Annotated in this window: 23 protein-coding genes; 5 read left to right on the top strand and 18 right to left on the bottom strand. The window is 72.7% G+C overall.

Annotation, left to right across the window (positions count from 1 at the left end; genetic code table 11):
• The first annotated feature begins 29 nt into the window (after positions 1 to 29).
• Positions 30 to 1,265, top strand: a complete 1,236-nt coding sequence (fahA, locus tag NRO40_RS17625) for a fumarylacetoacetase (protein ID WP_058944772.1) — start codon at positions 30 to 32, stop codon at positions 1,263 to 1,265.
• A 259-nt stretch (positions 1,266 to 1,524) separates the two neighbouring features.
• On the opposite strand, the gene NRO40_RS17620 is transcribed toward fahA, so the two are convergent.
• Both NRO40_RS17620 and NRO40_RS17615 read right to left on the bottom strand, forming a co-directional pair.
• The gene (locus tag NRO40_RS17620) at positions 1,525 to 2,340 is read right to left on the bottom strand and encodes a dioxygenase family protein (protein ID WP_058944773.1); all 816 of its coding nucleotides are present in this window, start codon (positions 2,338 to 2,340) and stop codon (positions 1,525 to 1,527) included.
• 57 nt (positions 2,341 to 2,397) lie between these two features.
• A complete protein-coding gene (locus NRO40_RS17615; RefSeq protein ID WP_058944774.1) occupies positions 2,398 to 3,465 on the bottom strand; it encodes a helix-turn-helix transcriptional regulator in 1,068 nt (355 codons plus the stop codon).
• A 247-nt stretch (positions 3,466 to 3,712) separates the two neighbouring features.
• Here NRO40_RS17615 and NRO40_RS17610 point away from each other — a divergent pair, with 247 nt between their 5' ends.
• Entirely contained in the window at positions 3,713 to 4,243 is a 531-nt protein-coding gene (locus tag NRO40_RS17610) for a hypothetical protein (protein ID WP_157901935.1), read from the top strand.
• Between the two features lie 127 nt (positions 4,244 to 4,370).
• On the opposite strand, the gene nuoN is transcribed toward NRO40_RS17610, so the two are convergent.
• From nuoN to NRO40_RS17540, 14 genes are read right to left on the bottom strand one after another with little or no spacing between them, the layout of a single operon-like run.
• Positions 4,371 to 6,023 carry an NADH-quinone oxidoreductase subunit NuoN gene (gene nuoN / locus NRO40_RS17605; protein WP_058944776.1) on the bottom strand — a complete coding sequence of 551 codons (1,653 nt, stop codon included), beginning with the start codon at positions 6,021 to 6,023 and terminating at the stop codon, positions 4,371 to 4,373.
• Positions 6,020 to 7,600 (bottom strand): NADH-quinone oxidoreductase subunit M, encoded by a 1,581-nt coding sequence (locus NRO40_RS17600; protein ID WP_257375443.1) that lies wholly within the window; start codon positions 7,598 to 7,600, stop codon positions 6,020 to 6,022. The genes nuoN and NRO40_RS17600 overlap by 4 nt, the downstream gene beginning before the upstream one ends.
• 5 nt (positions 7,601 to 7,605) lie before the next feature.
• Positions 7,606 to 9,549: an NADH-quinone oxidoreductase subunit L gene (nuoL, locus tag NRO40_RS17595; RefSeq protein WP_058945131.1), complete on the bottom strand. Its 1,944-nt coding sequence runs from the start codon at positions 9,547 to 9,549 to the stop codon at positions 7,606 to 7,608.
• A gap of 15 nt (positions 9,550 to 9,564) precedes the next feature.
• Positions 9,565 to 9,864, bottom strand: coding sequence for an NADH-quinone oxidoreductase subunit NuoK (gene nuoK / locus NRO40_RS17590; RefSeq protein WP_058945132.1), 300 nt, complete (start codon positions 9,862 to 9,864; stop codon positions 9,565 to 9,567).
• Positions 9,861 to 10,688 carry an NADH-quinone oxidoreductase subunit J gene (locus NRO40_RS17585; protein WP_058945133.1) on the bottom strand — a complete coding sequence of 276 codons (828 nt, stop codon included), beginning with the start codon at positions 10,686 to 10,688 and terminating at the stop codon, positions 9,861 to 9,863. Before NRO40_RS17585 ends, nuoK begins: the two co-directional genes overlap by 4 nt.
• The gene (gene nuoI / locus NRO40_RS17580) at positions 10,685 to 11,335 is read right to left on the bottom strand and encodes an NADH-quinone oxidoreductase subunit NuoI (RefSeq protein ID WP_058945134.1); all 651 of its coding nucleotides are present in this window, start codon (positions 11,333 to 11,335) and stop codon (positions 10,685 to 10,687) included. The genes NRO40_RS17585 and nuoI overlap by 4 nt, the downstream gene beginning before the upstream one ends.
• Entirely contained in the window at positions 11,325 to 12,692 is a 1,368-nt protein-coding gene (gene nuoH, locus NRO40_RS17575; RefSeq protein ID WP_058945135.1) for an NADH-quinone oxidoreductase subunit NuoH, read from the bottom strand. Before nuoH ends, nuoI begins: the two co-directional genes overlap by 11 nt.
• On the bottom strand, positions 12,689 to 15,226 hold the full coding sequence (locus NRO40_RS17570) for an NADH-quinone oxidoreductase subunit G (RefSeq protein WP_058945136.1): 2,538 nt from the start codon (positions 15,224 to 15,226) through the stop codon (positions 12,689 to 12,691). Before NRO40_RS17570 ends, nuoH begins: the two co-directional genes overlap by 4 nt.
• Positions 15,223 to 16,572: an NADH-quinone oxidoreductase subunit NuoF gene (gene nuoF, locus NRO40_RS17565; RefSeq protein WP_058945137.1), complete on the bottom strand. Its 1,350-nt coding sequence runs from the start codon at positions 16,570 to 16,572 to the stop codon at positions 15,223 to 15,225. Before nuoF ends, NRO40_RS17570 begins: the two co-directional genes overlap by 4 nt.
• Complete coding sequence (gene nuoE, locus NRO40_RS17560; protein ID WP_058945144.1) at positions 16,572 to 17,411, bottom strand: NADH-quinone oxidoreductase subunit NuoE; 840 nt, start codon at positions 17,409 to 17,411, stop codon at positions 16,572 to 16,574. Before nuoE ends, nuoF begins: the two co-directional genes overlap by 1 nt.
• Positions 17,412 to 17,428: 17 nt before the next feature.
• Entirely contained in the window at positions 17,429 to 18,814 is a 1,386-nt protein-coding gene (locus tag NRO40_RS17555; protein ID WP_058945138.1) for an NADH-quinone oxidoreductase subunit D, read from the bottom strand.
• On the bottom strand, positions 18,811 to 19,584 hold the full coding sequence (locus NRO40_RS17550) for an NADH-quinone oxidoreductase subunit C (RefSeq protein ID WP_058945139.1): 774 nt from the start codon (positions 19,582 to 19,584) through the stop codon (positions 18,811 to 18,813). The genes NRO40_RS17555 and NRO40_RS17550 overlap by 4 nt, the downstream gene beginning before the upstream one ends.
• On the bottom strand, positions 19,581 to 20,135 hold the full coding sequence (locus NRO40_RS17545; protein ID WP_058945140.1) for a NuoB/complex I 20 kDa subunit family protein: 555 nt from the start codon (positions 20,133 to 20,135) through the stop codon (positions 19,581 to 19,583). The genes NRO40_RS17550 and NRO40_RS17545 overlap by 4 nt, the downstream gene beginning before the upstream one ends.
• Positions 20,136 to 20,154: 19 nt before the next feature.
• A complete protein-coding gene (locus tag NRO40_RS17540; protein ID WP_058945141.1) occupies positions 20,155 to 20,514 on the bottom strand; it encodes an NADH-quinone oxidoreductase subunit A in 360 nt (119 codons plus the stop codon).
• Positions 20,515 to 21,233: 719 nt separating this feature from the next.
• Between NRO40_RS17540 and NRO40_RS17535 the strand changes: the two genes are divergently transcribed.
• Entirely contained in the window at positions 21,234 to 22,085 is an 852-nt protein-coding gene (locus NRO40_RS17535) for a C40 family peptidase (RefSeq protein WP_058945142.1), read from the top strand.
• A gap of 446 nt (positions 22,086 to 22,531) precedes the next feature.
• Here the strand turns inward: NRO40_RS17535 and NRO40_RS17530 are convergent, their stop codons facing one another.
• Positions 22,532 to 23,401 (bottom strand): NAD(P)-dependent oxidoreductase, encoded by an 870-nt coding sequence (locus tag NRO40_RS17530; protein WP_058945284.1) that lies wholly within the window; start codon positions 23,399 to 23,401, stop codon positions 22,532 to 22,534.
• 122 nt (positions 23,402 to 23,523) lie between these two features.
• On the opposite strand from NRO40_RS17530, the gene NRO40_RS17525 reads away from it, so the two are divergent.
• Positions 23,524 to 24,579 carry a helix-turn-helix domain-containing protein gene (locus tag NRO40_RS17525; RefSeq protein WP_058945285.1) on the top strand — a complete coding sequence of 352 codons (1,056 nt, stop codon included), beginning with the start codon at positions 23,524 to 23,526 and terminating at the stop codon, positions 24,577 to 24,579.
• On the opposite strand, the gene NRO40_RS17520 is transcribed toward NRO40_RS17525, so the two are convergent.
• Complete coding sequence (locus tag NRO40_RS17520) at positions 24,545 to 25,831, bottom strand: geranylgeranyl reductase family protein (RefSeq protein ID WP_058945286.1); 1,287 nt, start codon at positions 25,829 to 25,831, stop codon at positions 24,545 to 24,547. The two genes, NRO40_RS17525 and NRO40_RS17520, sit on opposite strands and share 35 nt — an antisense overlap.
• A 97-nt stretch (positions 25,832 to 25,928) precedes the next feature.
• Here NRO40_RS17520 and NRO40_RS17515 point away from each other — a divergent pair, with 97 nt between their 5' ends.
• Positions 25,929 to 26,468, top strand: a complete 540-nt coding sequence (locus tag NRO40_RS17515; RefSeq protein WP_058945287.1) for a GNAT family N-acetyltransferase — start codon at positions 25,929 to 25,931, stop codon at positions 26,466 to 26,468.
• Positions 26,469 to 26,530 lie beyond the last annotated feature (62 nt).

Here is a 26,530-nt window from a genome sequence, read left to right as displayed (position 1 = left end):
CACACACGTGGAAAGCGAGGCAAGCACCGATGCCCGAGCAGCCCGAACAGAGCCCGCTCGACCTGGCCGAAGGCGACCCCTTCGGCCCGCACAACCTCCCGTACGGCGTGTTCTCGACCGCCGGCGAACCCGGCCGCCGCAGGGTGGGCGTACGGATCGGCGGCCATGTGCTGGACGCCGGCGCCGCGGCGCACGCGCTCGGCTCCCCGTACGCGGACCTGCTCGCGCAGCCGACCCTCAACCCGCTGATGGCGGCGGGCCGCAGGGTGTGGCGGGACGTGCGCCGCGCGCTCACCGCCTGGCTGACCTCACCCGCGCACCGCGCGGACGTAGAGCCCCTGCTGCATCCGCTCGACGCGGTGACGCTGCACCTGCCGTTCGAGGTGGCCGACTACGTCGACTTCTACGCGAGCGAGCACCACGCCTCCAACGTGGGCCGCATGTTCCGCCCGGACGGCGAGCCGCTGACGCCGAACTGGAAGCACCTGCCGATCGGTTACCACGGCCGCTCCGGCACGGTCGTCGTCTCCGGCACGGACGTGGTGCGCCCCCGCGGGCAGCGGAAGGCGCCGGCCGACGCCGCGCCCGTCTTCGGCCCGTCCGGCAAGCTGGACATCGAGGCGGAGGTCGGCTTCGTCGTCGGCACCCCCTCCGAGCTGGGCCGGCCGGTCGCGCTCGGCGACTTCCGCGAGCACGTCTTCGGCCTGACGCTGCTGAACGACTGGTCGGCGCGCGACGTCCAGGCGTGGGAGTACGTGCCGCTCGGCCCGTTCCTGGGCAAGTCGTTCGCCACGTCGGTGTCGGCGTGGGTGACGCCGCTGGAGGCCCTCGACGCCGCCCGGGTGGCCCCGCCGGGGCGCGACCTCCCGCTGCTGCCGTACCTGGACGACGCGGCCGAGGAGGAGCAGGGCGGCTTCGACCTGCACCTCACGGTGCGGATCAACGGCGAGGTGGTGGCCGAGCCGCCGTTCTCCACCATGTACTGGACGGCGGCGCAGCAGCTGGCGCACATGACCGTCAACGGCGCCTCGCTGCGCACCGGCGACCTGTACGGCTCGGGCACGGTGAGCGGCCCGGAGCCGCACCAGCGCGGCTCGCTGCTGGAGCTGACGTGGAACGGGCGGGACGCGCTGGAACTGGCCGGCGGCAAGCGGACGTTCCTGGAGGACGGCGACGTCGTCACGCTCACCGCGTGGGCGCCCGGCCCGGACGGCACCAAGGTCGGCCTGGGCGAGGTCACGGGCCGCGTCACACCGGCGGTCTGACACCCGGCCGGATCCGGTCTCCGGCGCCACGGCACCCCGCCGGATCCCGCCCTGCGGCGCCACGGCGCCCCGCCGGGTCAGGTGCTGCGGCACCCCGCCGGACCCGGCCCCGCCGGGCGGTGCGGTACCGGCCGTCCGGCGCCGCGGCACCGGCCGTCCCGGCGGACGCCGGCGGGCCACGCCCCACGGGGCGTGGCCCGGCACCCCGGCTCCGGGTGCCGGGCCGTGCGGCGCATGGCTCAGCCGCACCCCGTGGTGGTCATCCGGCGCGCCAGAGCGCGGGGGCGCCCGGCGGCTCCCACCCCGCCTGCGCGGTGTGGGCCTGGAGGCAGACGTAGCCGCGGCCCCCGTACGTGACCCGGTCGCCCGGCCGGTACGCGGTCCCCGGCGACCAGGTCCCGTCGGGCGGCGGAGTGGTCGGGCCGGGTGTCTGCGGCACGTCGAGCACGAAGTCGAAGGCCGCCTCCTTCGCCCCGGAGCCCGCGTCGCGCACGGTCATCAGCAGTCGCGGGTCGAAGAGCGGGTCGGTGGCGTTGCGGGGCTCGCCCGGGAAGTACAGCTGCGTGGTGAGCACGGGCCGTCCGGGGGCCTGCGCCTTGACGTGGATGTGCCGGGTGCGGCCCGGGTACAGGCCCGGCACGATCGTGGTGAGGCGGAAGGCGCCCTGGGCGTCGGTGAACTGGTGGCCGCGGAAGCGGTACCCCGCGTTGTCGTACGCGCCGTTGACGTCGGCCTGCCAGAAGTCGAGCAGGACGCCGGGGACGGGCCGGCAGCCGCGCCCGAAGACCCAGCCGGTGACGGTGAGGCGGACGCCCGGGGTGCCGGCGTCCACGAGGGACGTGCGCCGGGGCGAGTTCGGCTTGAAGTACGGGCCCTCCATCTGCGGCGGCGTCGGGTCGTCCCCGTCGTCGCAGGTGGGCGTCAGCTCCGGCGCGGCGCCGCCGGGGACGGCGCCGGTGCGGGCCAGCGCCGGCACGCCGACGAGCACGGCGGGGGCGGCGAGGCCCGCCGCGAGGGCGGCGCGCAGCACGGTCTTGCGGGTGGGGTGCCCGTCGCGGGGCTCCTGGTCGTCCATGCCTGCTCCTCGTCCTGGAGGGGGGTCAGGGGAACGGCTCCGAACCTACGCACGCCGTCAGGGGCGCACGATGGACTGGACGCGGCGGTCGTGGTGAATATCGCGGCAGGCCCACGCCCCACGGTCCCGCGCCCCTCCGTCACCGCCCTCCCCTCCCCCGCCACCCGCCGCCCCTCGCCCACCGGACACCCGCGCGTCCCCGCCGCCCGCCGCCCCTCCCCCGCCGCGCACCTCCGCGCCGCGCCGGAAGTCGCCCGGACTGGCGCCGGTCTCCCGGCGGAAGAAGCGGCAGAAGTAGGCGGGGTCGCCGAACCCCACCCGCCCGGCCACCTGCCGGACGGTCAGGTCGGTCCGGGCGAGGAGACGTTTCGCCTCGTGGACGCGGGCCTCGCGGACGAGCTGGCCCGGGGTGCGGCCGGTGGCGGCCTTGACCGCCTCGGCGAGGTGTCCGGCGCTCACGCCGACGGCCGCCGCGCAGGCGCCCACCGACCACAGCGCCGGGTCGCCGCGGCCGATGAGGCGGGTGAACTCCTCCGCGACCGCGCCGGGCCGCCCCGGGAGGCGGCCCGGCGCGACGGGGTGCGCGTCGTACAGCCGCGCCGCGCGCACGACGAGGACGTGCAGCAGGGCGCGGAGCACCGAGGGGTGGCCGTCGGTGCCGCGGCCGTACTCCTCGTGGAGGTCCGCGACGAGCCGGGCCGTCCGGTCAGCGGCCCGCTCGTCCAGGGTGTGCCAGGGCCGCTCGCCCAGGCGGCGCAGGAGCTGCCGGTCGTCGGGGTGGTCGATCAGGAAGTCCTCCGTGAACAGGACCACGGAGCCGTCCACGCCTGTCGCGCCCTCCCAGTGGTGTACCTGGCCGGGGGTGAGGAAGCCCAGGTGGGGCGGGCGCAGCGGCCAGCGGGCGAGGTCGGTGACGTGCGCCCCGCGCCCGGCCGTGACGTGCACGATCTCGTAGAAGGTGTGCCGGTGGGGGAAGGCGGCCCGGGACATCGGCCCGATGGTGTCGAAGGTGCCGATCGCGAACGGCACCGCGTCGGGCATCGGGACCTCCAAGCGGTGCATCGGCAGCGCCCCCCGCCCGCCGGTCCCGCCGTCCTCCCCTGGTAACACCGTGGTGCCGCGCATCGCCGTCGTCCGTCCTCGTCACCCGTCGTCGGCCCGCCACCCCGCGCCGGGCCGTCCCGGGCCGGTGGTCTGGACCAGTTGCGTCCGGTCACCATGCCACCGCGGGCCGGCCGGGGACAGGGGCCTTTCCGTCCGATGGCCCGCCCCCGGGTGCGACCACCGGCGCCGCGTCACATGCTGCCTAGGAGTCCCGCCCGGACCACCGGGCGCTCCGCGCGCTCGCCCGCCGTCCCACGAGGAGCACCGCATGAACCCGAGAGGGCCCATGACCGCCGCCGCCGTCGCCGCCGTCGCCTCCCTGGCACTGCTGGGGGGCCCGGCCCCCGCGACGGCCGCCGACGACGACGCCGCGCACGCCGACCTGATGGCCGCGTACAGCTCGACGCAGAAGTACCACTCGGTCGAACGGGCCGTCGCGGACGGCTACACGCCCCTGCGCGGCTGCATCGCCCGGGAGGGGGAGGGCGCCATGGGCTACCACTACGTCAACGAGGCGCACAACAACCGGACCGACCCCACCAGGCCGGCCGCCCTCATGTACGAGAAGGACGCGGACGGCGTGCTGCGGCTGGTCGGTGTGGAGTGGTTCGTGGAGGACGCCGACCAGGACATGGCGACCGACGACGACCGCCCGGTGATGTTCGGGCAGCCCTTCCTCGGCCCGTCGTCGGGCGTGGAGGCGGGTGTGAAGGTCCACTACGACCTGCACGTGTGGCTGCACAAGCCCAACCCCAAGGGCATGTTCCACGAGTGGAACCCCGAGGTGCGCTGCCCCTAGGGGCCTCTCGCCGGGCGGGGGCCGGACGCGGCGGCGGCCGGGCGGGGCGCGTCACCGCGCGTCCCACCCGGCCGCCGCTCCGCGCGCACGTCCCGTGCGCGCCGGGGACCCGCCCGGAGGCCGTCCGCTACCGGACGAACACCCCCGCCTGGCCGGCGAGGTCCAGGAAGTACTGCGGGGCCACGCCGAGGACGAGCGTCACGGCGACGCCCACGGCGATGGCCGTCATGGTCAGCGGCGACGGCACCGCGACGGTCGGCCCCTCCGGGTGCGGCTCGCTGAAGAACATCAGCACGATGACCCGGACGTAGAAGAACGCGGCGATGGCCGAGGCGATCACACCGACCACCACCAGGGCACCCGCGCCACCCTCAGCGGCCGCCTTGAACACGGCGAACTTGCCGGAGAAGCCGGACGTCAGCGGGATCCCGGCGAAGGCCAGCAGGTACACCGCGAAGACCGCCGCCACCAGGGGCGACCGCCGCCCGAGGCCGGCCCACTTCGACAGGTGCGTCGCCTCGCCGCCCGCGTCCCGCACCAGCGTGACGACCGCGAACGCGCCGATCGTCACGAAGGAGTACGCCGCCAGGTAGAACAACGTGGACGAGATGCCGGAGGGGGTCGCCGCGATGACGCCCGCGAGGATGAACCCCGCGTGGGCGATCGACGAGTAGGCGAGCAGCCGCTTGATGTCGGTCTGGGTGATGGCGACGACGGCGCCGGCGAGCATGGTGACGATGGCGACGCCCCACATGACGGGCCGCCAGTCCCAGCGCAGCCCCGGCAGGACCACGTACAGCAGCCGCAGCATCGCGCCGAACGCGGCGACCTTGGTGGCCGCCGCCATGAAGCCCGTCACCGGCGTCGGGGCGCCCTGGTAGACGTCGGGCGTCCACATGTGGAACGGCACCGCGCCCACCTTGAACAGCAGGCCCATCAGCACCAGCGCGAAGCCGATGAGCAGCAGGACGTCGTTGCTCATCGTCGCGGCGAGCGCCGGGTCGACCGTGCCGACCGCGCCGTCCACGACGTCCGCGATCCGGGCGTACGAGACGGAGCCCGCGTAGCCGTAGAGCAGGGCGATGCCGAAGAGCAGGAACGCGGAGGCGAAGGAGCCGAGCAGGAAGTACTTCACCGCGGCCTCCTGCGACAGCATCCGCTTGCGGCGGGCGACGGCGCAGAGCAGGTACAGCGGCAGCGAGAAGACCTCCAGCGCGATGAAGAGCGTCAGCAGGTCGTTGGCGGCGGGGAAGACGAGCATGCCCGTGACGGCGAACAGCGCCAGCGGGAAGACCTCGGTGGTGGTGAACCCGGCCTTGACCGCGGCCTTCTCGTGGTCGCTTCCCGGGACGGCGGCCGCCTCGGCGGCGAACGAGTCGACGCGGTGGCCGTGCCGGGCCGGGTCGAGGCGCCGCTCGGCGAAGGTGAAGACCGCGACGAGCGAGGTCAGCAGGATCGTCCCCTGGAGGAACAGGGCGGGGCCGTCGACCGCGATGGCGCCCATGGCGGAGATCTGCGCCTTGGTGGTCGCGTGGCCCGTGACGGCGAGGCCGACGACGGCGGCGAACGCGCAGGCGAGCGCCACCGTGCTGAGGAAGAGCTGGACGTGGTAGCGCGCCCGGCGCGGGACGACGGCCTCGACGAGGATGCCGAGGACCGCCGCGCCGACCACGATGAGGACCGGCGCCAGCTGGGAGTACTCGATCTCCGGCGCGGGGATCTTGCCGAGCGGTTCGACCGCCGCCGTCGTCCACAGGGTGTGGAAGTCCGTAGTGCTCACTTGGCCGCCTCCACGTCGGGCCGGGGGTCCTTCTGCTGGACGTCGGACATGGTGTGCCGCACCGCCGGGTTGACGATGTCGGTGAGCGGCTTCGGGTAGACGCCGAGGACGAGCAGCAGCGCGATCAGCGGGGCCACCACGGCCAGCTCGCGCGGCCGCAGGTCGGGCATGGCCCGGACCCCCTCCTTGACCGGCCCCGTCATCGTCCGCTGGTAGAGCACCAGCGTGTAGAGCGCGGCCAGCACGATGCCGGTGGTGGCGACGACGCCCGCGACCGGGTACCGGGCGAACGTGCCGACCAGCACCAGGAACTCGCTGACGAACGGGGCCAGGCCGGGCAGCGACAGCGTGGCGAGCCCGCCGACGAGGAACGTGCCGGCGAGGACCGGCGCGACCTTCTGCACCCCGCCGTAGTCGGCGATGAGCCGCGAGCCGCGGCGCGAGATCAGGAACCCGGCGACCAGCATCAGCGCGGCCGTCGAGATGCCGTGGTTGACCATGTAGAGCGTGGCGCCGCTCTGGCCCTGGCTGGTCATCGCGAAGATGCCCAGGATGATGAAGCCGAAGTGGGAGATCGACGCGTAGGCGATCAGGCGCTTGATGTCGCGCTGGCCGACCGCGAGCAGCGCCCCGTAGACGATGCTGACCAGCGCCAGGGTGATGATCACCGGGGTGGCCCACTTCGACGCCTCGGGGAAGAGGCCGAGGCAGAAGCGGAGCATCGCGAACGTGCCGACCTTGTCGACGACGGCCGTGATGAGCACCGCGACGGGTGCCGTGGCCTCCCCCATCGCGTTCGGCAGCCAGGTGTGCAGCGGCCACAGCGGCGCCTTCACCGCGAAGGCGAGGAAGAAGCCGAGGAAGAGCAGCCGTTCGGTGTCGGTCGCCATGGACAGCTCGCCGCTCGCGCGCGCGGCGGTGATCTCGGTGAGGGAGAAGCTGCCCGCGACGACGTACAGCCCGATCACCGCGGCCAGCATGACCAGTCCGCCGGCGAGGTTGTACAGCAGGAACTTCACCGCCGCGTACGACCGCTGGGCGGCCGCCCGGTCGTCGGTGCCGGCGTGGGCCCGGTCCCCGAAGCCTCCGATGAGGAAGTACATCGGGATGAGCATGGCCTCGAAGAGGATGTAGAAGAGGAAGACGTCGGTGGCCTCGAAGGAGAGGATCACCATCGCCTCGACCATGAGGATCAGCGCGAAGAAGCCCTGGGTGGGGCGCCACCGCTTGGAGCTGGTCTCCAGGGGGTCGGCGTCGTGCCATCCGGCGAGGATGACGAAGGGGATCAGCAGAGCGGTGAGGGCGATCAGGGCGACCCCGATGCCGTCCACGCCCAGCTCGTAGCGGACGCCGAAGTCGCTGATCCAGGCGTGCGACTCGGTGAGCTGGTACCGGGCGCCGCCCGGGTCGAAGCGCACCAGGACGACCACCGCGAGGGCGAGCGTGGCGAGCGAGAAGAGCAGCGCCAGCCATTTGGCCGCCGTGCGGCGGGCGGCCGGGACGGCGGCGGTGACGATCGCGCCGACGGCGGGCAGCACCGCGGTCGCGGTGAGGAGGGGGAATGACGAAGCGGACATCGCGATCACACCGCCCTCATCAACAGGGTCGCGGCGATCAGCACCGCAGCACCTCCGAACATCGAGACCGCGTAGGAGCGGACGAAGCCGTTCTGCAGTAGGCGCATCCGGCCGGAGAGACCGCCCATCGCCGCGGCGGTGCCGTTGACGACACCGTCGACGAGGGTGTGGTCGACGTAGACGAGCGAGCGGGTGAGGTGTTCGCCGCCGCGGACCAGGACCACGTGGTTGAAGTCGTCCTGGAGGAGGTCGCGGCGGGCGGCCCGGGTGAGCAGCGAACCGCGGGGCGCGACCACCGGCACGGGCCTGCGCCCGTACTGGGCGTAGGCGATGCCGACGCCGACGAGCAGCACGACCACGGTCGACGTGGTGATGACGGCGGCGCTGACCGGTGGATGGCCGTGGTCGAAGTCCGTGACCGGCTTCAGCCAGTTCACGAAGGCGCTGTTGAGGGAGAAGAGCCCGCCCGCGAAGACCGACCCGAAGGCGAGCAGGATCATCGGGATCGTCATGGACTTCGGCGACTCGTGCGGGCGGGGCATGCGCCCCGGGGCCGCCTCGGCGCCGGGCTCGACGTCCGCCGAGGCCGGGTCGGGCGCGGGCTGCCAGCGCTTCTCGCCGAAGAAGGTCATGAGCATCACGCGGGTCATGTAGTACGCGGTGATCCCGGCGCCCAGCAGCGTGACGGCGCCCAGGATCCAGCCCTCGGTGCCGCCCTTCGCGAAGGCCGCCTCGATGATCTTGTCCTTGGACCAGAAGCCGGACAGCCCCGGGAAGCCGATGATCGCCAGGTACCCGAGCCCGAAGGTCACGAAGGTGACGGGCATGTACCTGCGCAACCCGCCGTACTTGCGCATGTCGACCTCGTCGTTCATGCCGTGCATGACGGATCCGGCACCGAGGAACAGCCCGGCCTTGAAGAAGCCGTGCGTCACCAGGTGCATGATCGCGAAGGCGTACCCGATCGGCCCGAGGCCGGCGGCGAGGACCATGTACCCGATCTGCGACATCGTCGAGCCGGCGAGGGCCTTCTTGATGTCGTCCTTCGCGCAACCGACGATCGCACCGAACAGGAGCGTCACCGCGCCGACCACGACGACCGCGAGCTGCGCGTCCGGCGCGGCGTTGAAGATCGCCCCGGAACGGGTGATCAGGTAGACGCCGGCGGTCACCATCGTCGCCGCGTGGATCAGCGCCGACACCGGGGTCGGGCCCTCCATCGCGTCACCGAGCCAGGACTGCAGCGGCACCTGCGCGGACTTGCCGCACGCGGCGAGGAGCAGCATCAGCCCGATCGCCGTCAGCATGCCCTCCGACGCCCCGTCGGTCGCGCCGAGCACCGGCCCGAACGTGAACGTCCCGAACGTCGTGAACATCAGCATGATCGCCACGGAGAGGCCGATGTCGCCGACCCGGTTGACGAGGAACGCCTTCTTCGCGGCCGTGGCCGCGGAGGGCTTGTGCTGCCAGAACCCGATGAGCAGGTAGGACGCGAGACCGACGCCCTCCCAGCCGAAGTACAGCAGCAGGTAGTTGTCGGCGACGACGAGGAGCAGCATCGCCGCGAGGAAGAGGTTCAGGTAGCCGAAGAAGCGGCGGCGCCGCTCGTCGTGCTCCATGTACCCGACGGAGTAGACGTGGATCAGCGTGCCCACGCCGGTGATCAGCAGGACGAACGTCATCGACAGCTGGTCGAGCTGGAAGGCGACGTCGGCCTGGAAGCCCTCGACCGGCACCCAGCTGAACAGCCGCTGGTGCAGGGTCCGGTCCTCCGCGCCGCGGCCCAGCATGTCGGCGAAGAGGACCGCGGCGACGGCGAAGGAGGCGGCGGCGAGCAGCGTGCCGAGCCAGTGCCCGGCCCGGTCCAGCCGCCGGCCGCCGCACAACAGGACGGCCGCTCCGAGCAGGGGCGCCGCGACGAGCAGCGCGATCAGGTTCTCTGTTTCCACGGTTGCAGCGACCCCTTACAGCTTCATCAGGCTGGCGTCGTCGACCGAGGCCGAGTGGCGGGCACGGAACAGGGACACGATGATGGCGAGCCCCACCACGACCTCCGCGGCGGCGACGACCATCGTGAAGAACGCGATGATCTGGCCGTCCAGGTTGCCGTGCAGCCGGGAGAAGGCCACCAGCGTGAGGTTGCAGGCGTTGAGCATCAGCTCCACGCACATGAAGACGACGATCGCGTTCCGCCGGACCAGCACGCCGGCGGCGCCGATGGTGAACAACACGGCGGCGAGGTAGAGGTAGTTGACGGGATTCACTTGGCCGCCTCCTCTCCGTCCCGATCGCGGCCCAGCCGCTCCTCGGCGCGCCGCTCCAGCGCCCGCAGGTCCGCCAGCGCCTGCGGCGACACGTCGCGGACCTGGCCGCGCTTGCGCAGCGTGCGGCTGACGGTCAGCTCCGACGGGGTGCCGTCGGGCAGGAGGCCGGGGACGTCCACGGCGTTGTGCCGGGCGTACACACCGGGGGCGGGGAGCGGCGGGAGCTGCTTGCCCTCGCGCACCCGCTGCTGTGCCAGCTCCCGCTGGGTCCGGGCCCGTTCGATGCGCTCGCGGTGCGTGAGCACCATCGCGCCGACCGTCGCGGTGATGAGGAGCGCGCCGGTGATCTCGAAGGCGAAGACGTACTTGGTGAAGATGAGCGCCGCCAGCCCCTCGACGTTCCCCCCGGCGTTCGCCGTGCCGAGGCCGGTGAACGTGTCCAGGGAGGCGCGGCCGAGACCGGCGACCAGCAGCGCCCCGAAGCCGAGGCCGCAGAGCGCGGCCAGCCAGCGCTGGCCCTTCAGGGTCTCCGTCAGCGAGTCGGCGGCGGTGACGCCGACGAGCATCACGACGAAGAGGAACAGCATCATGATCGCGCCGGTGTACACGATGATCTGGACGACGCCCAGGAAGTAGGCGCCGTTGGCCAGGTAGAAGACGGCCAGGATCACCATCGTCCCGGCCAGGCACAGGGCGCTGTGCACGGCCCTGCGCATCAGGACGGTGCACAGCGCGCCGACCACCGCGACCGTGCCCAGCAGCCAGAACTGCACGGCCTCGCCGGTCGAGGTGGTGTAGGCGGCGGCCAGGGTGCTCGCGGTCATGCCCCGACCACCTTCCCGGACGCGGGCTCGGTCGGGCCGAAGTCCGTCGCCGCCTCCTGCGGCTCCTCGCCCTTGCTCACCGCGACCTGCCGGACCGTGTCCGGCGCGGCCCCGTGGACCAGGCCCCGGTAGTAGTCCTGCTCGTCCGTCCCCGGGTACATGGCGTGCGGCGTGTCGACCATGTCGTCGTCGAGACCCGCGAGGAGCTGCTCCTTGGTGTAGATGAGGTTCTCGCGGGAGCTGTCGGCGAGCTCGAACTCGTTGGTCATCGTCAGCGCCCGGGTCGGGCACGCCTCGATGCACAGGCCGCACAGGATGCAGCGGGCGTAGTTGATCTGGTAGACGCGGCCGTACCGCTCGCCGGGCGAGTAGCGCTCCTCGTCGGTGTTGTCCGCGCCCTCCACGTAGATCGCGTCGGCGGGGCAGGCCCAGGCGCACAGCTCGCAGCCGATGCACTTCTCCAGCCCGTCCGGGTGGCGGTTGAGCTGGTGCCGGCCGTGGAAGCGGGGCGCCGTCGTCTTCGGCTGCTCCGGGTACTGCTCCGTCAGCCGCTTCTTGAACATGGCCTTGAAGGTCACGCCGAAGCCGGCCACCGGGTTCTGGAAGGGGGTCCGTGGGGTGTCCCCCCGGGATGACTCAGTAGACACCGTCCGTCTCCTTTCCGTCACTCGCAGTGTCCCTCGGGCCACTGGCGATCAATTCGCGCTCACCGCGCGGCCGTCGGCGCGGGACCGGCGGCAGGGTCTGGCCGGGCAGCGGCGGCACCGGGAAGCCGCCCGCCATCGGGTCGAACCCGCCGTCCTCGTCCGCCTGCTCCGCCTCGGCCGCCGCCCCGGCCCTGCGTTCGCGGAACATGTCCGCGACGAAGGAGAGCAGCAGCACCGCGAGGACGCCGCCGGCGACGTACAGCACGATCGACTGGAAGGCGACGTTCTCGTTCCGCAGGGCGCGGACGGTGGCGACGAGCATCAGCCACACGACGGAGACGGGGATCAGGACCTTCCAGCCGAGCTTCATCAGCTGGTCGTAGCGGACGCGGGGCAGCGTGCCGCGCAGCCACACGAAGAGGAAGAGCAGCAGCACGACCTTGCCGACGAACCAGAGCATCGGCCACCAGCCGTGGTTCGCGCCCTCCCAGAACCCGGAGATCGGGTACGGGGCGCGCCAGCCACCCAGGAAGAGGGTGACCGACACGACCGAGACGGTGACCATGTTGACGTACTCGGCCAGCATGAACATCGCGAACTTGATGGAGCTGTACTCGGTGTTGAAACCGCCGACCAGGTCGCCCTCGGACTCCGGCATGTCGAACGGGGCGCGGTTCACCTCGCCGACCATCGTCACCATGTAGATGAGGAACGACACCGGCAGCAGCACCACGAACCAGCGGTCCGCCTGCGCCTCGACGATCGTCGAGGTGGACATGGAACCGGAGTAGAGGAAGACGGACGCGAAGGCCGCGCCCATCGCGATCTCGTACGAGATCATCTGCGCGCAGGCCCGCAGCCCGCCCAGCAGGGGGTAGGTCGAGCCGGAGGACCAGCCGGCGAGGACGATGCCGTAGATGCCGACCGAGGCGACCGCGAGGATGTACAGCATCGCGATCGGCAGGTCCGTCAGCTGCATCGTGGTGCGGTGGCCGAAGATCGAGACCTCGTTGCCTGCCGGCCCGAAGGGGATCACCGCGATCGCCATGAAGGCGGGGACGGCGGAGATGATCGGGGCGAGGACGTAGACGACCTTGTCCGCCCGCTTGACGATCACGTCCTCCTTGAGCATCAGCTTGACGCCGTCCGCGAGGGACTGCAGGAGGCCCCACGGGCCGTGCCGGTTGGGGCCGATGCGCAGCTGCATCCAGGCGACGACCTTGCGCTCCATCACGATGGAGATCAGCACGGTCACCATCAGGAAGGCGAAGCAGAAGACCGCCTTGACGGCCACGAGCCACCAGGGGTCCCGGCCGAACACGGAGAGGTCCTCGGCCGCGAGGAGGACCGGGTTCATGCGCGCACCTCCGACGAGTCGGTCGGGTCCGTCGAGTCCGTCGACGCCGGTGGGGAGGAGGGCGCCGGCGCGCCGGCGGCCGGGGCGAGGCGGACGAGCCCGCCGGGAACCGCGCCCAGGTCGGAGAGGACACCGCCGCCGGTCGACCGCAGCGGCAACCACACCACCCGGTCGGGCATCTCGGTCACCCGCAGCGGCAGCCGCACCGACCCGGCGGGGCCGGTGACCTGGAGGAGTCCGCCGTCCGCGACCCCGGTCTCCCGCGCGGTGGCGGCCGAGAGGCGGGCGGGCGCGGCGTGCCGGGTGCCGGCGAGCGCCTCGTCGCCCTCCTGGAGGCGGCCGAGGTCGAGGAGCATCCGGTGGCCGGCCAGGACGGCCTCGCCCGCACCGGCCCGCGGCAGCGGCCGGCCGGACTCGGTGGGGTCGCCCGCCGGCGTGCCGTCCCACCGGCCGAGCCGGTCCATCTCGGCGCGCACGGCCCGGACGTCGGGCAGGCCGAACGGCACGTCCATGACGTCGGCCAGCATGTGCAGGACGCGCGCGTCGGTCGGGGGCAGCGCACGGGTGAGCTGCTCCGGCTTCAGCGCCGCCTCGAACATCCGGACGCGGCCCTCCCAGTTGAGGAAGGTGCCGGCCTTCTCGGCGACGGCCGCGACCGGCAGGACCACGTCCGCCCGGTCGGTGACCTCGCCGGGGCGCAGCTCCAGCGACACCACGAACGCCGCGTCGAGCGCCTCCCGGGCGCGCGCCGGGTCGGGCAGGTCGGCGACCTCGACGCCCGCGACGAGCAGCGCGCCGAGCTCCCCGGCGGCCGCGGCCTCCACGATCTGCCCGGTGTCGCGGCCGTAGCGGTGCGGCAGTTCGCTGACGCCCCAGGCGGTCGCCGTCTCCTCGCGGGCGCGGGGGTCGGTGGCGGGCCGCCCGCCGGGCAGCAGCGAGGGGACGGCGCCCGCCCACACCGCGCCGCGCTCGCCGGCCCGGCGCGGGATCCACACCAGCTCGGCGCCGGTGGCGTTCGCGGCCCGGACGGCGGCGGTCAGCGCGCCGGTGACGCCCGCGAGCCGCTCGCCGACGACGATGACGGCGCCCGGTGCGCGCAGCGCCTCCACGGCGGCCGAGCCCGGCGCGTCGAGGCCGGTACCGGAGACCAGCGCGTCCAGCCACTCCGTCTCGGTTCCGGGCGCGGCGGGCAGCAGCGTGCCGCCCGCCTTCCGCAGACCGCGGGTGGCGTACGGGGCGAGGGCGTACGTGCGCTGCCCGTGCTTGCGCCACGCCTTGCGCAGCCGCAGGAAGACGCCGGGCGCCTCCTCCTCGGCCTCCACGCCCACCAGCAGCACCGCGGGCGCCTTCTCCAGCGAGCCGTAGGTGACCCCGCGGCCGTCGAGGTCACGGCCCCGGCCGGCGACACGGGCGGCGAGGAAGTCGGCCTCCTCGCTGCTGTGGACGCGCGCCCGGAAGTCGATGTCGTTGGTGGCGAGGGCGACGCGCGCGAACTTGGCGTACGCGTAGGCGTCCTCGACCGTCAGCCGGCCGCCGGTGAGGACGCCGGTGCGGCCGCGGACCAGGCCGCGCGCCGCCGCCTCCAGCGCCTCCGGCCAGGACGCGGGGGCGAGCGCGCCGTCGGCGCCCCGCACGAGCGGCGTGACGAGCCGGTCGCGGGCCTGCGCGTACCGGAACGCGAAGCGCCCCTTGTCGCACAGCCACTCCTCGTTGACCTCCGGGTCGTTCGCGGCGAGCCGCCGCATGACCTTCCCGCGCCGGTGGTCGGTGCGGGTGGCGCACCCGCCGGCGCAGTGCTCGCACACGCTCGGCGAGGAGACCAGGTCGAAGGGGCGGGAGCGGAACCGGTACGCCGCCGAGGTCAGCGCGCCGACCGGGCAGATCTGGATGGTGTTGCCGGAGAAGTACGACACGAACGGGTCGCCCTCGCCGGTGCCGACCTGCTGGAGGGCGCCGCGCTCGATCAGCTCGATCATCGGGTCGCCCGCGACCTGGTTGGAGAACCGGGTGCAGCGGGCGCACAGCACGCACCGCTCGCGGTCGAGCAGCACCTGCGTGGAGATCGGGACGGGCTTCTCGTAGGTGCGCTTGCGGCCCTCGAAGCGGGACTCCGCCTGCCCGTGGGACATGGCCTGGTTCTGCAGGGGGCACTCGCCGCCCTTGTCGCAGACGGGGCAGTCCAGGGGGTGGTTGATGAGCAGCAGCTCCATCACGCCCACCTGCGCCTTCTCGGCGACCTCCGAGGTGAGCTGCGACTTGACGACCATGCCGTCGGTGCAGGTGATGGTGCAGGAGGCCATCGGCTTGCGCTGGCCCTCGACCTCGACGATGCACTGGCGGCAGGCGCCGGCCGGGTCGAGGAGCGGGTGGTCGCAGAACCGGGGGATCTCGATGCCGAGCTGCTCGGCCGCGCGGATGACCAGCGTCCCCTTGGGGACGGAGGTCTCGATCCCGTCGATGGTCAGCGTGACCAGGTCCTCCGGGGGCACCGGGGCCGCCCCGCCGCCGGCGGGGTTCGACGCCATGACGGTCATGCCGTCACCTCCACGTGGTTGTCCGCCCAGGCCGTCGACCTGGCCGGGTCGAAGGGGCAGCCCTTGCCGGTGATGTGCTCCTCGTACTCCCCGCGGAAGTACTTCAGGGAGGAGAAGATCGGCGAGGCGGCGCCGTCGCCGAGGGCGCAGAACGACTTGCCGTTGATGTTGTCGGCGATGTCGGCGAGCTTGTCGAGGTCGGAGAGCGCGCCCCGGCCGGCCTCGATGTCGCGCAGCAGCTGCACCAGCCAGTAGGTGCCCTCCCGGCAGGGGGTGCACTTGCCGCACGACTCGTGGGCGTAGAACTCGGTCCACCGCGTGACGGCGCGGACGACGCACGTCGTCTCGTCGAAGCACTGCAGGGCCTTGGTGCCGAGCATGGACCCGGCGGCGCCGACCCCCTCGTAGTCGAGGGGCACGTCGAGGTGCTCGTCGGTGAACATCGGCGTCGACGAGCCGCCCGGCGTCCAGAACTTCAGCCGGTGGCCGGGGCGCATGCCGCCGCTCATGTCGAGCAGCTGGCGCAGCGTGATGCCGAGCGGGGCCTCGTACTGGCCGGGGCCGGCGACGTGGCCGCTGAGCGAGTACAGCGTGAAGCCGGGGGACTTCTCGCTGCCCATCGACCGGAACCAGTCCTTGCCCCGGTGCATGATCGCGGGCACGGAGGCGATCGACTCGACGTTGTTCACCACGGTGGGGCAGGCGTACAGACCGGCGACCGCGGGGAACGGGGGACGCAGCCGGGGTTGGCCGCGGCGCCCTTCGAGGGAGTCGAGCAGCGCGGTCTCCTCGCCGCAGATGTACGCGCCGGCCCCGGCGTGGACGGTGAGGTCGACGTCGAGTCCGCTGCCGAGCACGTCCTTGCCGAGGAAGCCCGCGGCGTACGCCTCGCGCACGGCCTCGTGGAGCCGGCGCAGCACGGGGACGACCTCGCCGCGCAGGTAGACGAAGGCGTGCGAGGACCTGATCGCGTAGCAGGCGATCACGATGCCCTCGATGAGCGAGTGCGGGTTGGCGAAGAGGAGCGGGATGTCCTTGCAGGTGCCCGGCTCGGACTCGTCGGCGTTCACCACGAGGTAGTGGGGCTTGCCGTCGCCCTGCGGGATGAACTGCCACTTCATCCCGGTGGGGAAGCCGGCGCCGCCGCGGCCGCGCAGACCGGAGTCCTTGACGTAGGCGATGACCTCGTCCGGTGTCATGGCGAGGGCCTTGCGGAGGCCCTCGTACCCGTCGTGCCGCCGGTAGGTGTCCAGGGTCCAGGAGCGGGGCTCGTCCCAGAAGGCGGACAGGACCGGCGAGAGGAGCTTCTCGGGGCTGGTCTCCCCGATCTCGGTGGCCAAGGTCATCACTCCCCCTCCTCGCTGACCGGCCCGGCCGGGTGCTTCGGGTCGGACGCGGAGGTCTGTTGTGGTGCGTCGTGCGAGCTGAGGTGCCCGGAGCCGGGCTGGGGGCCGCCGTGCGGGGCCTGGTCGCGGGTACCGGCGTCGGCGGACTCGCCGCGCGGGTGGACGACGCGCGGCGGCAGCGCCTCGCCCTTGGCGAGCCGGAGGCCGATGAGGGAGGCGGGGCCCGCCCCGCCGGTCGCCTCGACGGCGCCGGGGCGGGTGTCGGGGAACCCGGCGAGGATGCGGGCCGTCTCCTTGAACGAGCACAGCGGCGCGCCGCGGGTGGGCGCGACGGGGAGGCCGGCGCGCAGGTCGTCGACGAGCCGCTTGGCGCTCTGGGGCGTCTGGTTGTCGAAGAACTCCCAGTTGACCATCACGACGGGTGCGAAGTCGCAGGCGGCGTTGCACTCGATGTGTTCGAGGGTGACCTTGCCGTCGGCGGTGGTCTCCTGGTCGCCGACGCCGAGGTGCTCCTTCAGCTCCTCGTAGATGGCGTCGCCGCCCATGACCGCGCAGAGCGTGTTGGTGCAGACCCCGACCTGGTAGTCGCCGGAGGGCTTGCGCCGGTACATGGTGTAGAAGGTCGCGACGGCGGTGACCTCGGCGGTGGTCAGCCCGAGCACCTCGGCGCAGAACCGCATGCCGGTGCGGGTGACGTGGCCCTCCTCGGCCTGGACGAGGTGCAGCAGCGGCAGCAGCGCGGAGCGGGAGTCGGGGTAGCGGGCGATCACCTCCCGGGCGTCCGTCTCCAGCCGGGCGCGCACGTCGGCGGGGTAGTCGGGGGCGGGGAGTTCGGGCATCCCCAGCTGGACGTCGGTCACCGGTCGACGCCTCCCATCACGGGGTCGATGGACGCGACGGCGACGATGACGTCGGCGACCTGGCCGCCCTCGCACATCGCCGCCATGGCCTGGAGGTTGGTGAAGGACGGGTCGCGGAAGTGGACCCGGTAGGGGCGGGTGCCGCCGTCGGAGACGACATGGGCGCCGAGCTCGCCCTTGGGGGACTCGACCGCGGCGTACGCCTGGCCGGCGGGGACCCGGAAGCCCTCGGTGACCAGCTTGAAGTGGTGGATCAGGGCCTCCATGGAGGTGCCCATGATCTTCTTGATGTGGTCGAGGGAGTTGCCGAGTCCGTCCGGGCCGAGCGCGAGCTGCGCGGGCCAGGCGATCTTCCGGTCGTCGACCATGACGGGCCCGGGGGCGAGCCGGTCGAGGCACTGCTCGATGATCCGCAGCGACTGGTGCATCTCCTCCAGCCGGATCAGGAAGCGGCCGTAGGCGTCGCAGGTGTCGGCGGTCGGCACCTCGAACTCGTACGTCTCGTAGCCGCAGTACGGCTCCGCGCGGCGCAGGTCGTGCGGGAGGCCGGCGGCGCGCAGGATCGGGCCGGTGGCGCCGAGGGCCATGCAGCCGGTCAGGTCGAGGTGGCCGATGTCCTGCATGCGGGCCTTGAAGATGGGGTTGCCGGTGGCGAGCTTGTCGTACTCCGGCAGGTTCTTCCGCATGGTCCGCACGAACTCGCGGACCTGGTCGACGGCGCCGGGCGGCAGGTCCTGGGCGAGGCCGCCGGGGCGGATGAACGCGTGGTTCATGCGCAGGCCGGTGATCAGCTCGAAGAGGTCCAGGATCATCTCGCGGTCCCGGAACCCGTAGATCATGACCGTGGTGGCGCCGAGCTCCATGCCGCCGGTGGCGATGCACACCAGGTGCGAGGAGAGCCGGTTGAGCTCCATGAGCAGGACCCGGATCACCGTGGCGCGGTCGGGGATCCGGTCCTCGATGCCGAGGAGCTTCTCGACGCCGAGGCAGTACGCCGCCTCGTTGAAGAACGGCGTCAGGTAGTCCATGCGCGTCACGAAGGTGGTGCCCTGCGTCCACGTCCGGTACTCGAGGTTCTTCTCGATGCCGGTGTGCAGGTAGCCGATGCCGCAGCGGGCCTCGGTGACGGTCTCGCCGTCGATCTCCAGGATGAGCCGGAGCACGCCGTGGGTGGAGGGGTGCTGGGGGCCCATGTTGACGACGATCCGCTCGTCGTCGGCCTTCGCCGCGGACTGGACGACCTCGTCCCAGTCGCCGCCGGTGACGGTGTAGACGGTGCCCTCGGTGGTCTCGCGGGCATCGGCCGCGTCGGCGAGGTGCGTCCCGGAGGGACCCGGCGAGGCGTGGTGGCCGGGCGACGGGTGGGCGTGTGGGGTGGTCACGAGTACGACCTCCGCTGGTCCGGAGCCGGGATCTGGGCGCCCTTGTACTCGACGGGGATGCCGCCGAGGGGGTAGTCCTTGCGCTGCGGGAAGCCCTGCCAGTCGTCCGGCATCATGATCCGGGTCAGGGCGGGGTGGCCGTCGAAGACCAGGCCGAAGAAGTCGTACGCCTCGCGCTCGTGCCAGTCGTTGGTCGGGTAGACCGCGACGAGGGACGGGACGTGCGGGTCGGCGTCCGGGGCGGACACCTCCAGGCGGATCAGCCGGCCGTGGGTGAGCGAGCGCAGGTGGTAGACGGCGTGCAGCTCGCGGCCCTTGTCACCCGGGTAGTGCACGCCGCTGACGCCCGTGCACAGCTCGAAGCGGAGCGCGGGGTCGTCGCGGAGGGTGCGGGCGACCCGGACGAGGTGCTCGCGGGCGACGTGGAAGGTGAGTTCCCCGCGGTCGACGACCGTCTTCTGGATGGCGTTCTCCGGGACGAGCCCCTGTTCCTCCAGGGCGCCCTCGAGCTCGTCGGCGACCTCGTCGAACCAGCCCCCGTAGGGGCGGACGGCCGGGCCGGGGAGGCGGACGGGACGGACGAGGCCGTCGTAGCCGGAGGTGTCGCCGCCCCGCTCGGCGCCGAACATGCCGCGCTGGACGCGGATCTCCTCGCCGTGGTCGCCGCGCTGGCCGGGCAGGTTCTGCGCGGCGAGTTCCTTCTCGGGGTTCGGCTCGTCGGTCCGGTGCGGGTCACCGGGCCCGTTCGGCCGGTTCGGCTGGTCGGTCACCGGAGCAGCCCCTTCATCTCGATCGTGGGGAGCGCCTTGAGCGCCGCCTCCTCCGCCTCGCGGGCCGCCTCCCGGGCGTTGACGCCGAGCTTGGAGGACTGGATCTTCTCGTGGAGCTTGAGGATCGCGTCGAGCAGCATCTCGGGGCGGGGCGGGCAGCCGGGCAGGTAGATGTCGACGGGGACGACGTGGTCGACGCCCTGCACGATGGCGTAGTTGTTGAACATGCCTCCCGAGGAGGCGCAGACGCCCATGGAGATCACCCACTTCGGGGCGGGCATCTGGTCGTAGACCTGGCGCAGGACCGGGGCCATCTTCTGGCTGACCCGACCGGCGACGATCATCAGGTCGGCCTGGCGCGGCGAGCCGCGGAAGACCTCCATCCCGAAGCGGGCCATGTCGTACCGGCCCGCGCCGGTGGTCATCATCTCGATGGCGCAGCAGGCGAGGCCGAAGGTCGCGGGGAAGACGGACGCCTTGCGCACCCATCCCGCGGCCTGCTCGACCGTCGTCAGCAGAAATCCGCTCGGCAGCTTCTCTTCGAGTCCCATGAGTGTGTCCTTCAGCCCCTCAGTCCCATTCCAGGCCGCCGCGCCGCCACACGTAGGCGTAGGCGACGAAGACCGTGAGCACGAAGAGCAGCATCTCCACGAGCCCGAAGATCCCCAGTGCGTCGAAGGTGACGGCCCAGGGGTAGAGGAAGACGATCTCGATGTCGAAGACGATGAAGAGCATCGCCGTCAGGTAGTACTTGATCGGGAAGCGGCCACCTCCGGCCGGCGTCGGGGTGGGCTCGATGCCGCACTCGTACGCCTCGAGCTTGGCCCGGTTGTACCGCTTGGGGCCGATGAGCGTGGCCATGACCACGGAGAAGATCGCAAACGCTGCCCCGAGGGCGCCGAGCACGAGGATGGGCGTGTAGGCATTCACGCTCCTCGCTCCTTCCAGTCGTCCTTGACCGTTGGACCGCACCGGGCTTCCACGTCGCCGCCTCGGCACCTTCCGGCCCGTCGCGCTGAGCCCGGAAGATCGCTTACATGTGAGGCAGTTCACAAGCCCGTTTGGAACGCATCCTATGCCCGTCGATCTGTGATCTGCGACACGGGGTGCGTCAACGGCTTTGTGATCTCCACCACCTGGCGAACGATCATGTATTCGGATGAACGGTGATCTTGGCACCAGACGTGACCGAGTGGCGACGATACGTGACAACGGAGCCGGTCATCGCTGGTCGAGGCGGTCTTGCACTATCAAGCGCTGACCGCTACACGCAAATTCGAGTCGGACGCGTCCGAGTGATAAAGGGGCTCACCCCACTCGTGCGGGGGTGCCGCGGGACGGGAGTGGACGCGTGCGACGGCCGACGGCGGGTAGGCGTCGGCCGACGGGGCCACGCATGTGACCTGCGCCACTCGCTCCGGGCTGCCGGAAAAGCGGGGTTGGCCAACTGCGTGAACGAGTGGTAAGCGCACGGCAATTCGGGCGTTTCGCGGAAAACCCATGATCACGGGCATGATCACGAGGGTCTGAAATGTCCGTTACGGCGTCAATAAAGGGCCTACGGAAGCGGATTCGGCCCTTCCGACCCGAACTGTGGCGCAACACACGTTTCTTGATGGGAACCGCGATGCCCTGATAGCGGTTGTCCCATGTCCCACACCGCTCACATACCCAGCCACCGGAAGCCCCGCCGCAGCTCCTCGAAGCTCGCGCTGCGCGCCGGAGTTGCCGGTGGCGTCCTCAGCACCATCGCGGTGGCCGCGTCGCCCGCTCAGGCCGAGCCGGTGACCGAGACCATCGAGATGCCCACGCTCACCAACGTGGACCTGTCCGGTGCGCTCTCCTCCGCCGTCGCCGCCTCCGCCGAGGCGACCCAGCAGGACGCGCTGGTCCAGGACCTCCGGGCTCAGGAGGACGCCGCGGCCGGGAAGGCGGCCAAGGACGCCAAGACGGCCAAGGATCAGGCGGAGCGCAAGGCTGAGGCCGAGCGCAAGGCCCAGGAGGCCGAGGAGAAGGCCCGGGCCGAGGCCCGGGAGCGCGCCTCCCGCACCGCCGAGCGCACCACCCTGTCCGCGTCGTCGAACAGCGGCGACAGCGACGGCGGCAGCAGCAGCAGCGACAGCGGCTCGTCCCGCTCGACGGCCACCGGTTCCGCCGCCGCCATCGTCGACTTCGCGCGCGCCCAGATCGGCGACGCGTACGTCATGGGCGCCACCGGCCCCAACGCCTGGGACTGCTCGGGTCTCGTCCAGGCCGCCTACCGCCAGGCCGGCATCGACCTGCCCCGCGTCTCCGGCGCGCAGTCCAGCATGGGCACCTCGGTCTCGCTGAGCGACCTCCAGCCCGGCGACATCCTCTACTGGGGCAGCCGCAGCGGCTCGTACCACGTGGCGATCTACGTCGGCGGCGGCAACTTCGTCGGCGCGCAGAACCCCGGCACCGGTGTCGTCGAGCGGTCGCTCGACTACGACTCGCCGTCCGGCGCCGTCCGCATCCTCTGACGCGGCAGGGCGGCTGACGCGCCGCCGACCACGCACCGAAGGCCGTCGCTCCCCCGCTCGGGGCGGGAGCGACGGCCTTGGCGTGCGTACGGGGCGTCAGCGGCCGGGCAGCGGCCCGCCGGGGGGGCGACGGCCGGCGGGCGGGCACGGGCGCCCGGTGGGCCCCACGCGCCCCGGCCCGGCGGGCGGGGCTGCGGCTGCGGCTGGCCGACCCCGGCGGGTGGGGCTGCCGCGCCTGGCGCCTTGGCTGGCCGACCCCGGCGGGTGGGGCTGCCGCGCGTGGTGCCTTGGCTGGCCGACCCCGGCGGGGGCGGACCCCGGCCCGGCGCCCGGCGGGCGGGTGCCGGCGGGCCGACCCCCGGTCCGGTGCGGGCCCCACATGAGGTGCCTCGGTGGTTCGACCCCAGCGGGTGCGGCTGCCGCGCGTGGTGCCTCGGCGGCTTGCCTCAGCGGGTGGGGCGGAACGCCTCGATGAGCCGCGCGTAGCTGTCCCCGCCGTGCCCGTCGGCGACGGCCTTCGCCATCAGCTCCCGGTGCAGCTCGGGGAGGCGTCCGTCGACGCCCCGCAGCGCGCCCGCGTGCAGCAGGTGGTCGACCGTCGCGAGCTGCACGTCGATCGTGGCGTCGTCCCCCGGGTACCGCCCGGCGTCGATCTGCCCCGCGTACCGCTCCACGAACAGGCCCACGGTCGACAGCCAGCGCAGCGCGACCGGGGCGAACGCCCCCGCCGCCACCCCGTCGGCGCCCACGAGCGCGGTCGCGTGCAGCCAACCGCCGAACACCGACCACATCATCCCCAGCAGCCCCGCGTCGTAGAGCGAGGCGATCCCCGGGTCCTCGCCGAGGTCGATCGGGTCGCCCAGGACCGCCAGCGTCGCCCGGTGGGCCTCCAGCGCCTCGGTCGAGCCGCTGTACAGGAACATGCTGGCGGTGTCGCCCACCCCGGGCGGCGTCGTCATGATCCCGCCGTCCAGGTACCGCGCACCCTGCCCGGCGGCCCAGCGGGCCATCTCCCGCGCCTGCTCCGGCGAACCTGACGTGACGTTGACGAGCGTCCGCCCCGCGAGCCCGCCGGCGAGCGGTTCGAGCAGCTCCCGCACGACCCCGTAGTCCAGGACGCACACCACGACCAGCTCGCTCGCCGCCACGGCGTCCGCGACCGTCCCCGCCCGCCGCGCGCCGTCCGCGACCAGGTCGTCGGCCTTGGCGGGCGTACGGTTCCACACCGTGGTCGGGTGACCGGCCGCCAGGAACGCGGCCGCCAGGGCCGATCCCATCTGTCCCAGTCCGAGCACGGTGACGCTTTCACGGCTCATCGCCTTGTTTCTCCCTCTGCGCGTGGATTTCCTCTGCGTGATCCACCCTCGCAGCGCGCTCCGGGCCCGGACAGTGGCAGGACTGCCCCCGTCCGCAAAATTCCTGCCGTACGCTCCGGAGCATGCCCGCCGGAACCGTCGCCGTGGCCGTCGTCCAGGACGCCGGCCTGTCGCACTGGGAGATGTACGAACTCTCCATCGCCCTCGCCGTCTTCGGCATCCCGCACGAGGACCTCGCCGACCCCTGGTACCGCCTGCGCCTGTGCGCGGCCGAGGCACCGGACGTACCCGGCGGGCGGTCCGGACCGCCCGGGGACGGGCCGGGGGTGCCGGGGGCGGGCTTCTCGCTCCGTACGGACCACGGGCTCGACGGGCTCGTCGGCGCCGACACCGTCATCGTGCCGTCCGTACCGGAGGAGTGCGTCGACGACGGCCGGGAGGTGCCCGCCGAGCTGGTGGAGGCGCTGCGCGCGGCGGCCGCGTCGGGGGCCCGCATGGTGTCGCTGTGCACCGGCGCCTTCGCCCTCGCCGCGGCCGGGCTGCTCGACGGCCGGCGCGCCACCGCGCACTGGCAGCACACGGCCGAGCTGGCCGCCCGCCATCCGGGCGTGACGGTGGACGACTCGGTGCTCTACACCGACGACGGCGACGTCCTCACCAGCGCGGGCGCGACCGCCGCGCTCGACCTCTGCCTCCACCTGGTCCGCCGCGACCTCGGCGCGCGGGTCGCCAACCAGCTGGCCCGCCGCCTCGTGGTCCACGCGCACCGCGCCGGCGGGCAGGCGCAGTTCATCGACGCGCCGCTGCCGCCGAGCGACGACGAGGGCCTGGGGCCGGTGCTCCAGTGGGCGACCGAGCACCTCGCGCGGCCGCTCACCGTGGACGACCTCGCCCGCCGCGCCCGGATGAGCCCGCGCACCTTCCACCGGCGGCTGTACGAGGCGACCGGCACGACCCCGCTCCAGTGGCTGCTCCAGCAGCGCATCGCCCGCGCGCAGACCCTGCTGGAGTGCACCGACCTGCCCGTCGAACAGGTCGGTGAACGCAGCGGACTGGGCACGGCGGCGAACCTGCGCCGCCACTTCACCCGGACCGTAGGGGTCTCCCCCACGGTCTACCGCAGGTCGTTCCCGGCCGGCGGCCTCACGCCTTCGGGGCGACCTTCGACAGGCCGTTGATGATCCGGTCCATCGCGTCCCCGCCCGTGGGGTCGGTGAGGTTGGCGAGCATCTTGAGGGTGAACCGCATCAGCATCGGGTGGGTGAGCCCGCGCTGCGCCGCGATCTTCATGACCTTCGGGTTGCCGATCAGCTTCACGAAGGCGCGGCCGAGCGTGTAGTAGCCGCCGTAGGTGTCCTTGAGGACCTTCGGGTAGTTGTTCAGCGCCAGCTCCCGCTGGGCGTCGGTCGAGCGGGCGTGGGCCTGCACGATGACGTCGGCGGCGAGCTGCCCGGACTCCATGGCGTAGGCGATGCCCTCGCCGTTGAACGGGTTGACCAGCCCGCCCGCGTCACCGACGAGGAGCAGGCCGCGCGTGTAGTGCGGCTGGCGGTTGAACGCCATCGGCAGGGCGGCGCCGCGGATCGGCATGGTCATGTTGTCGGGGGTGAAGCCCCAGTCCTCCGGCATGGACGCGCACCACGCCTTCAGCACCTCGCGCCAGTCCAGCTCACGGAAGGCGGAGGAGGAGTTGAGGATGCCGAGGCCGACGTTGGACGTGCCGTCGCCCATGCCGAAGATCCAGCCGTAGCCGGGCAGGAGGCGGTCCGGGCCGGGACCGCGCCGGTCCCACAGCTCCAGCCAGGACTCCAGGTAGTCGTCGTCGTGCCGGGGCGTCGTGAAGTACGTCCGCACCGCGACGCCCATCGGCCGGTCCTCGCGCCGGTGCAGGCCCATCGCGAGGGACAGCCGGCTGGAGTTGCCGTCGGCGGCGACCACGAGCGGGGCGTGGAAGGTCATCGGCGTCTTCTCCTCGCCCACCTTCGCCTGGACGCCGGTGATGCGCCCGGTCCGCGCGTCGAGGACGGGCTCGCCGACGTTGCACCGCTCGTACAGCCGGGCGCCGGCCTTCTGCGCCTGCCGGGCGAGCTGCTCGTCGAAGTCGTCGCGCTTGCGGACCAGTCCGTAGTCCGGGAACGAGGCCAGCTCGGGCCAGTCGAGCTGGAGCCTGACGCCACCGCCGATGATGCGCAGGCCCTTGTTGCGCAGCCAGCCGGCTTCCTCGGAGATGTCGATGCCCATCGCCACGAGCTGCTTGGTGGCGCGGGGCGTGAGCCCGTCGCCGCACACCTTCTCGCGCGGGAAGGCCGTCTTCTCCAGCAGGAGGACGTCGAGGCCCGCCTTCGCGAGGTAGTACGCGGTGGTGGAACCCGCCGGGCCCGCCCCGACGACGATGACGTCTGCGCGGTGTTCGGAGAGGGTCTCGGTCACGGCGGCTTCTCCCGAGGCTCGAAATTGCGTGCCGACGGCACTGGACATGGGCAGTCTAGGGGGACCCGTTGTTCCCCGACCCGAAGGGCCACCCCCGATGCCCGAGCTGCTCGACGCCGCCGCGGTCCAGCCCGCCGACCGGCCGGCCTTCCGACTGAGGGTGCCCACGGAGGAGGACGCGTACGCCTGGCACCGGGCGTTCGACGACCCCGAGGTGATGGAGTTCCACGGCGGTCGCCCCGCCGAGCTGTCGGCCTACCACGAGTTCACCGCGCGGCAGCGCCGTCACGACGCGGAGCGCGGCTTCTGCCTGTGGACGCTGCTCGACGGGGACGGCGAGGTCGTCGGCTTCACCGGCGCCCAGCCCTGGCCGCACGCGTGGGGCCCGGTGGGCGCCATCGAGATCGGCTGGCGCCTGGCCCGCCCGGCGTGGGGCCGGGGGTACGCGACGGCCGCCGCACGGGAGACCCTGGAGCGGGTGCGGGCGGCGGGCGTCGACCACGTCGTCGCCATGGTCGACGTCCGCAACGCCCGCTCCGTCGCGGTGACCCGGCGCCTGGGCATGGCCCTCGAGGAGACCCTGCCGGTCCCGGGTCGCGACGGCGCATCCTGCCACCGGTTCGGGCTGCGGCTGTGACGGGCACCGGTGGCGGTGTGGGCTCCGGTGGCGGTGCCCGCACCGGTGGGAGTGCCCGTACC

It is taken from the genome of Streptomyces changanensis, from assembly GCF_024600715.1.
Lineage (GTDB): Bacteria > Actinomycetota > Actinomycetes > Streptomycetales > Streptomycetaceae > Streptomyces > Streptomyces changanensis.
This window is presented reverse-complemented; position numbering and strand designations above follow the sequence as displayed.

Bases quoted from the DNA above. Each gene is read 5' to 3' on its own strand.
- fahA (WP_058944772.1), top strand. From the start codon at position 30: ATGCCCGAGCAGCCCGAACAGAGCCCGCTCGACCTGGCCGAAGGCGAC.
- NRO40_RS17620 (WP_058944773.1), bottom strand. From the start codon at position 2,340: ATGGACGACCAGGAGCCCCGCGACGGGCACCCCACCCGCAAGACCGTG.
- NRO40_RS17615 (WP_058944774.1), bottom strand. From the start codon at position 3,465: ATGCGCGGCACCACGGTGTTACCAGGGGAGGACGGCGGGACCGGCGGG.
- NRO40_RS17610 (WP_157901935.1), top strand. From the start codon at position 3,713: ATGAACCCGAGAGGGCCCATGACCGCCGCCGCCGTCGCCGCCGTCGCC.
- NRO40_RS17600 (WP_257375443.1), bottom strand. From the start codon at position 7,600: ATGTCCGCTTCGTCATTCCCCCTCCTCACCGCGACCGCGGTGCTGCCC.
- NRO40_RS17585 (WP_058945133.1), bottom strand. From the start codon at position 10,688: ATGACCGCGAGCACCCTGGCCGCCGCCTACACCACCTCGACCGGCGAG.
- nuoH (WP_058945135.1), bottom strand. From the start codon at position 12,692: ATGAACCCGGTCCTCCTCGCGGCCGAGGACCTCTCCGTGTTCGGCCGG.
- NRO40_RS17570 (WP_058945136.1), bottom strand. From the start codon at position 15,226: ATGACCGTCATGGCGTCGAACCCCGCCGGCGGCGGGGCGGCCCCGGTG.
- nuoF (WP_058945137.1), bottom strand. From the start codon at position 16,572: ATGACCTTGGCCACCGAGATCGGGGAGACCAGCCCCGAGAAGCTCCTC.
- nuoE (WP_058945144.1), bottom strand. From the start codon at position 17,411: ATGCCCGAACTCCCCGCCCCCGACTACCCCGCCGACGTGCGCGCCCGG.
- NRO40_RS17545 (WP_058945140.1), bottom strand. From the start codon at position 20,135: ATGGGACTCGAAGAGAAGCTGCCGAGCGGATTTCTGCTGACGACGGTC.
- NRO40_RS17535 (WP_058945142.1), top strand. From the start codon at position 21,234: ATGTCCCACACCGCTCACATACCCAGCCACCGGAAGCCCCGCCGCAGC.
- NRO40_RS17530 (WP_058945284.1), bottom strand. From the start codon at position 23,401: ATGAGCCGTGAAAGCGTCACCGTGCTCGGACTGGGACAGATGGGATCG.
- NRO40_RS17525 (WP_058945285.1), top strand. From the start codon at position 23,524: ATGCCCGCCGGAACCGTCGCCGTGGCCGTCGTCCAGGACGCCGGCCTG.
- NRO40_RS17515 (WP_058945287.1), top strand. From the start codon at position 25,929: ATGCCCGAGCTGCTCGACGCCGCCGCGGTCCAGCCCGCCGACCGGCCG.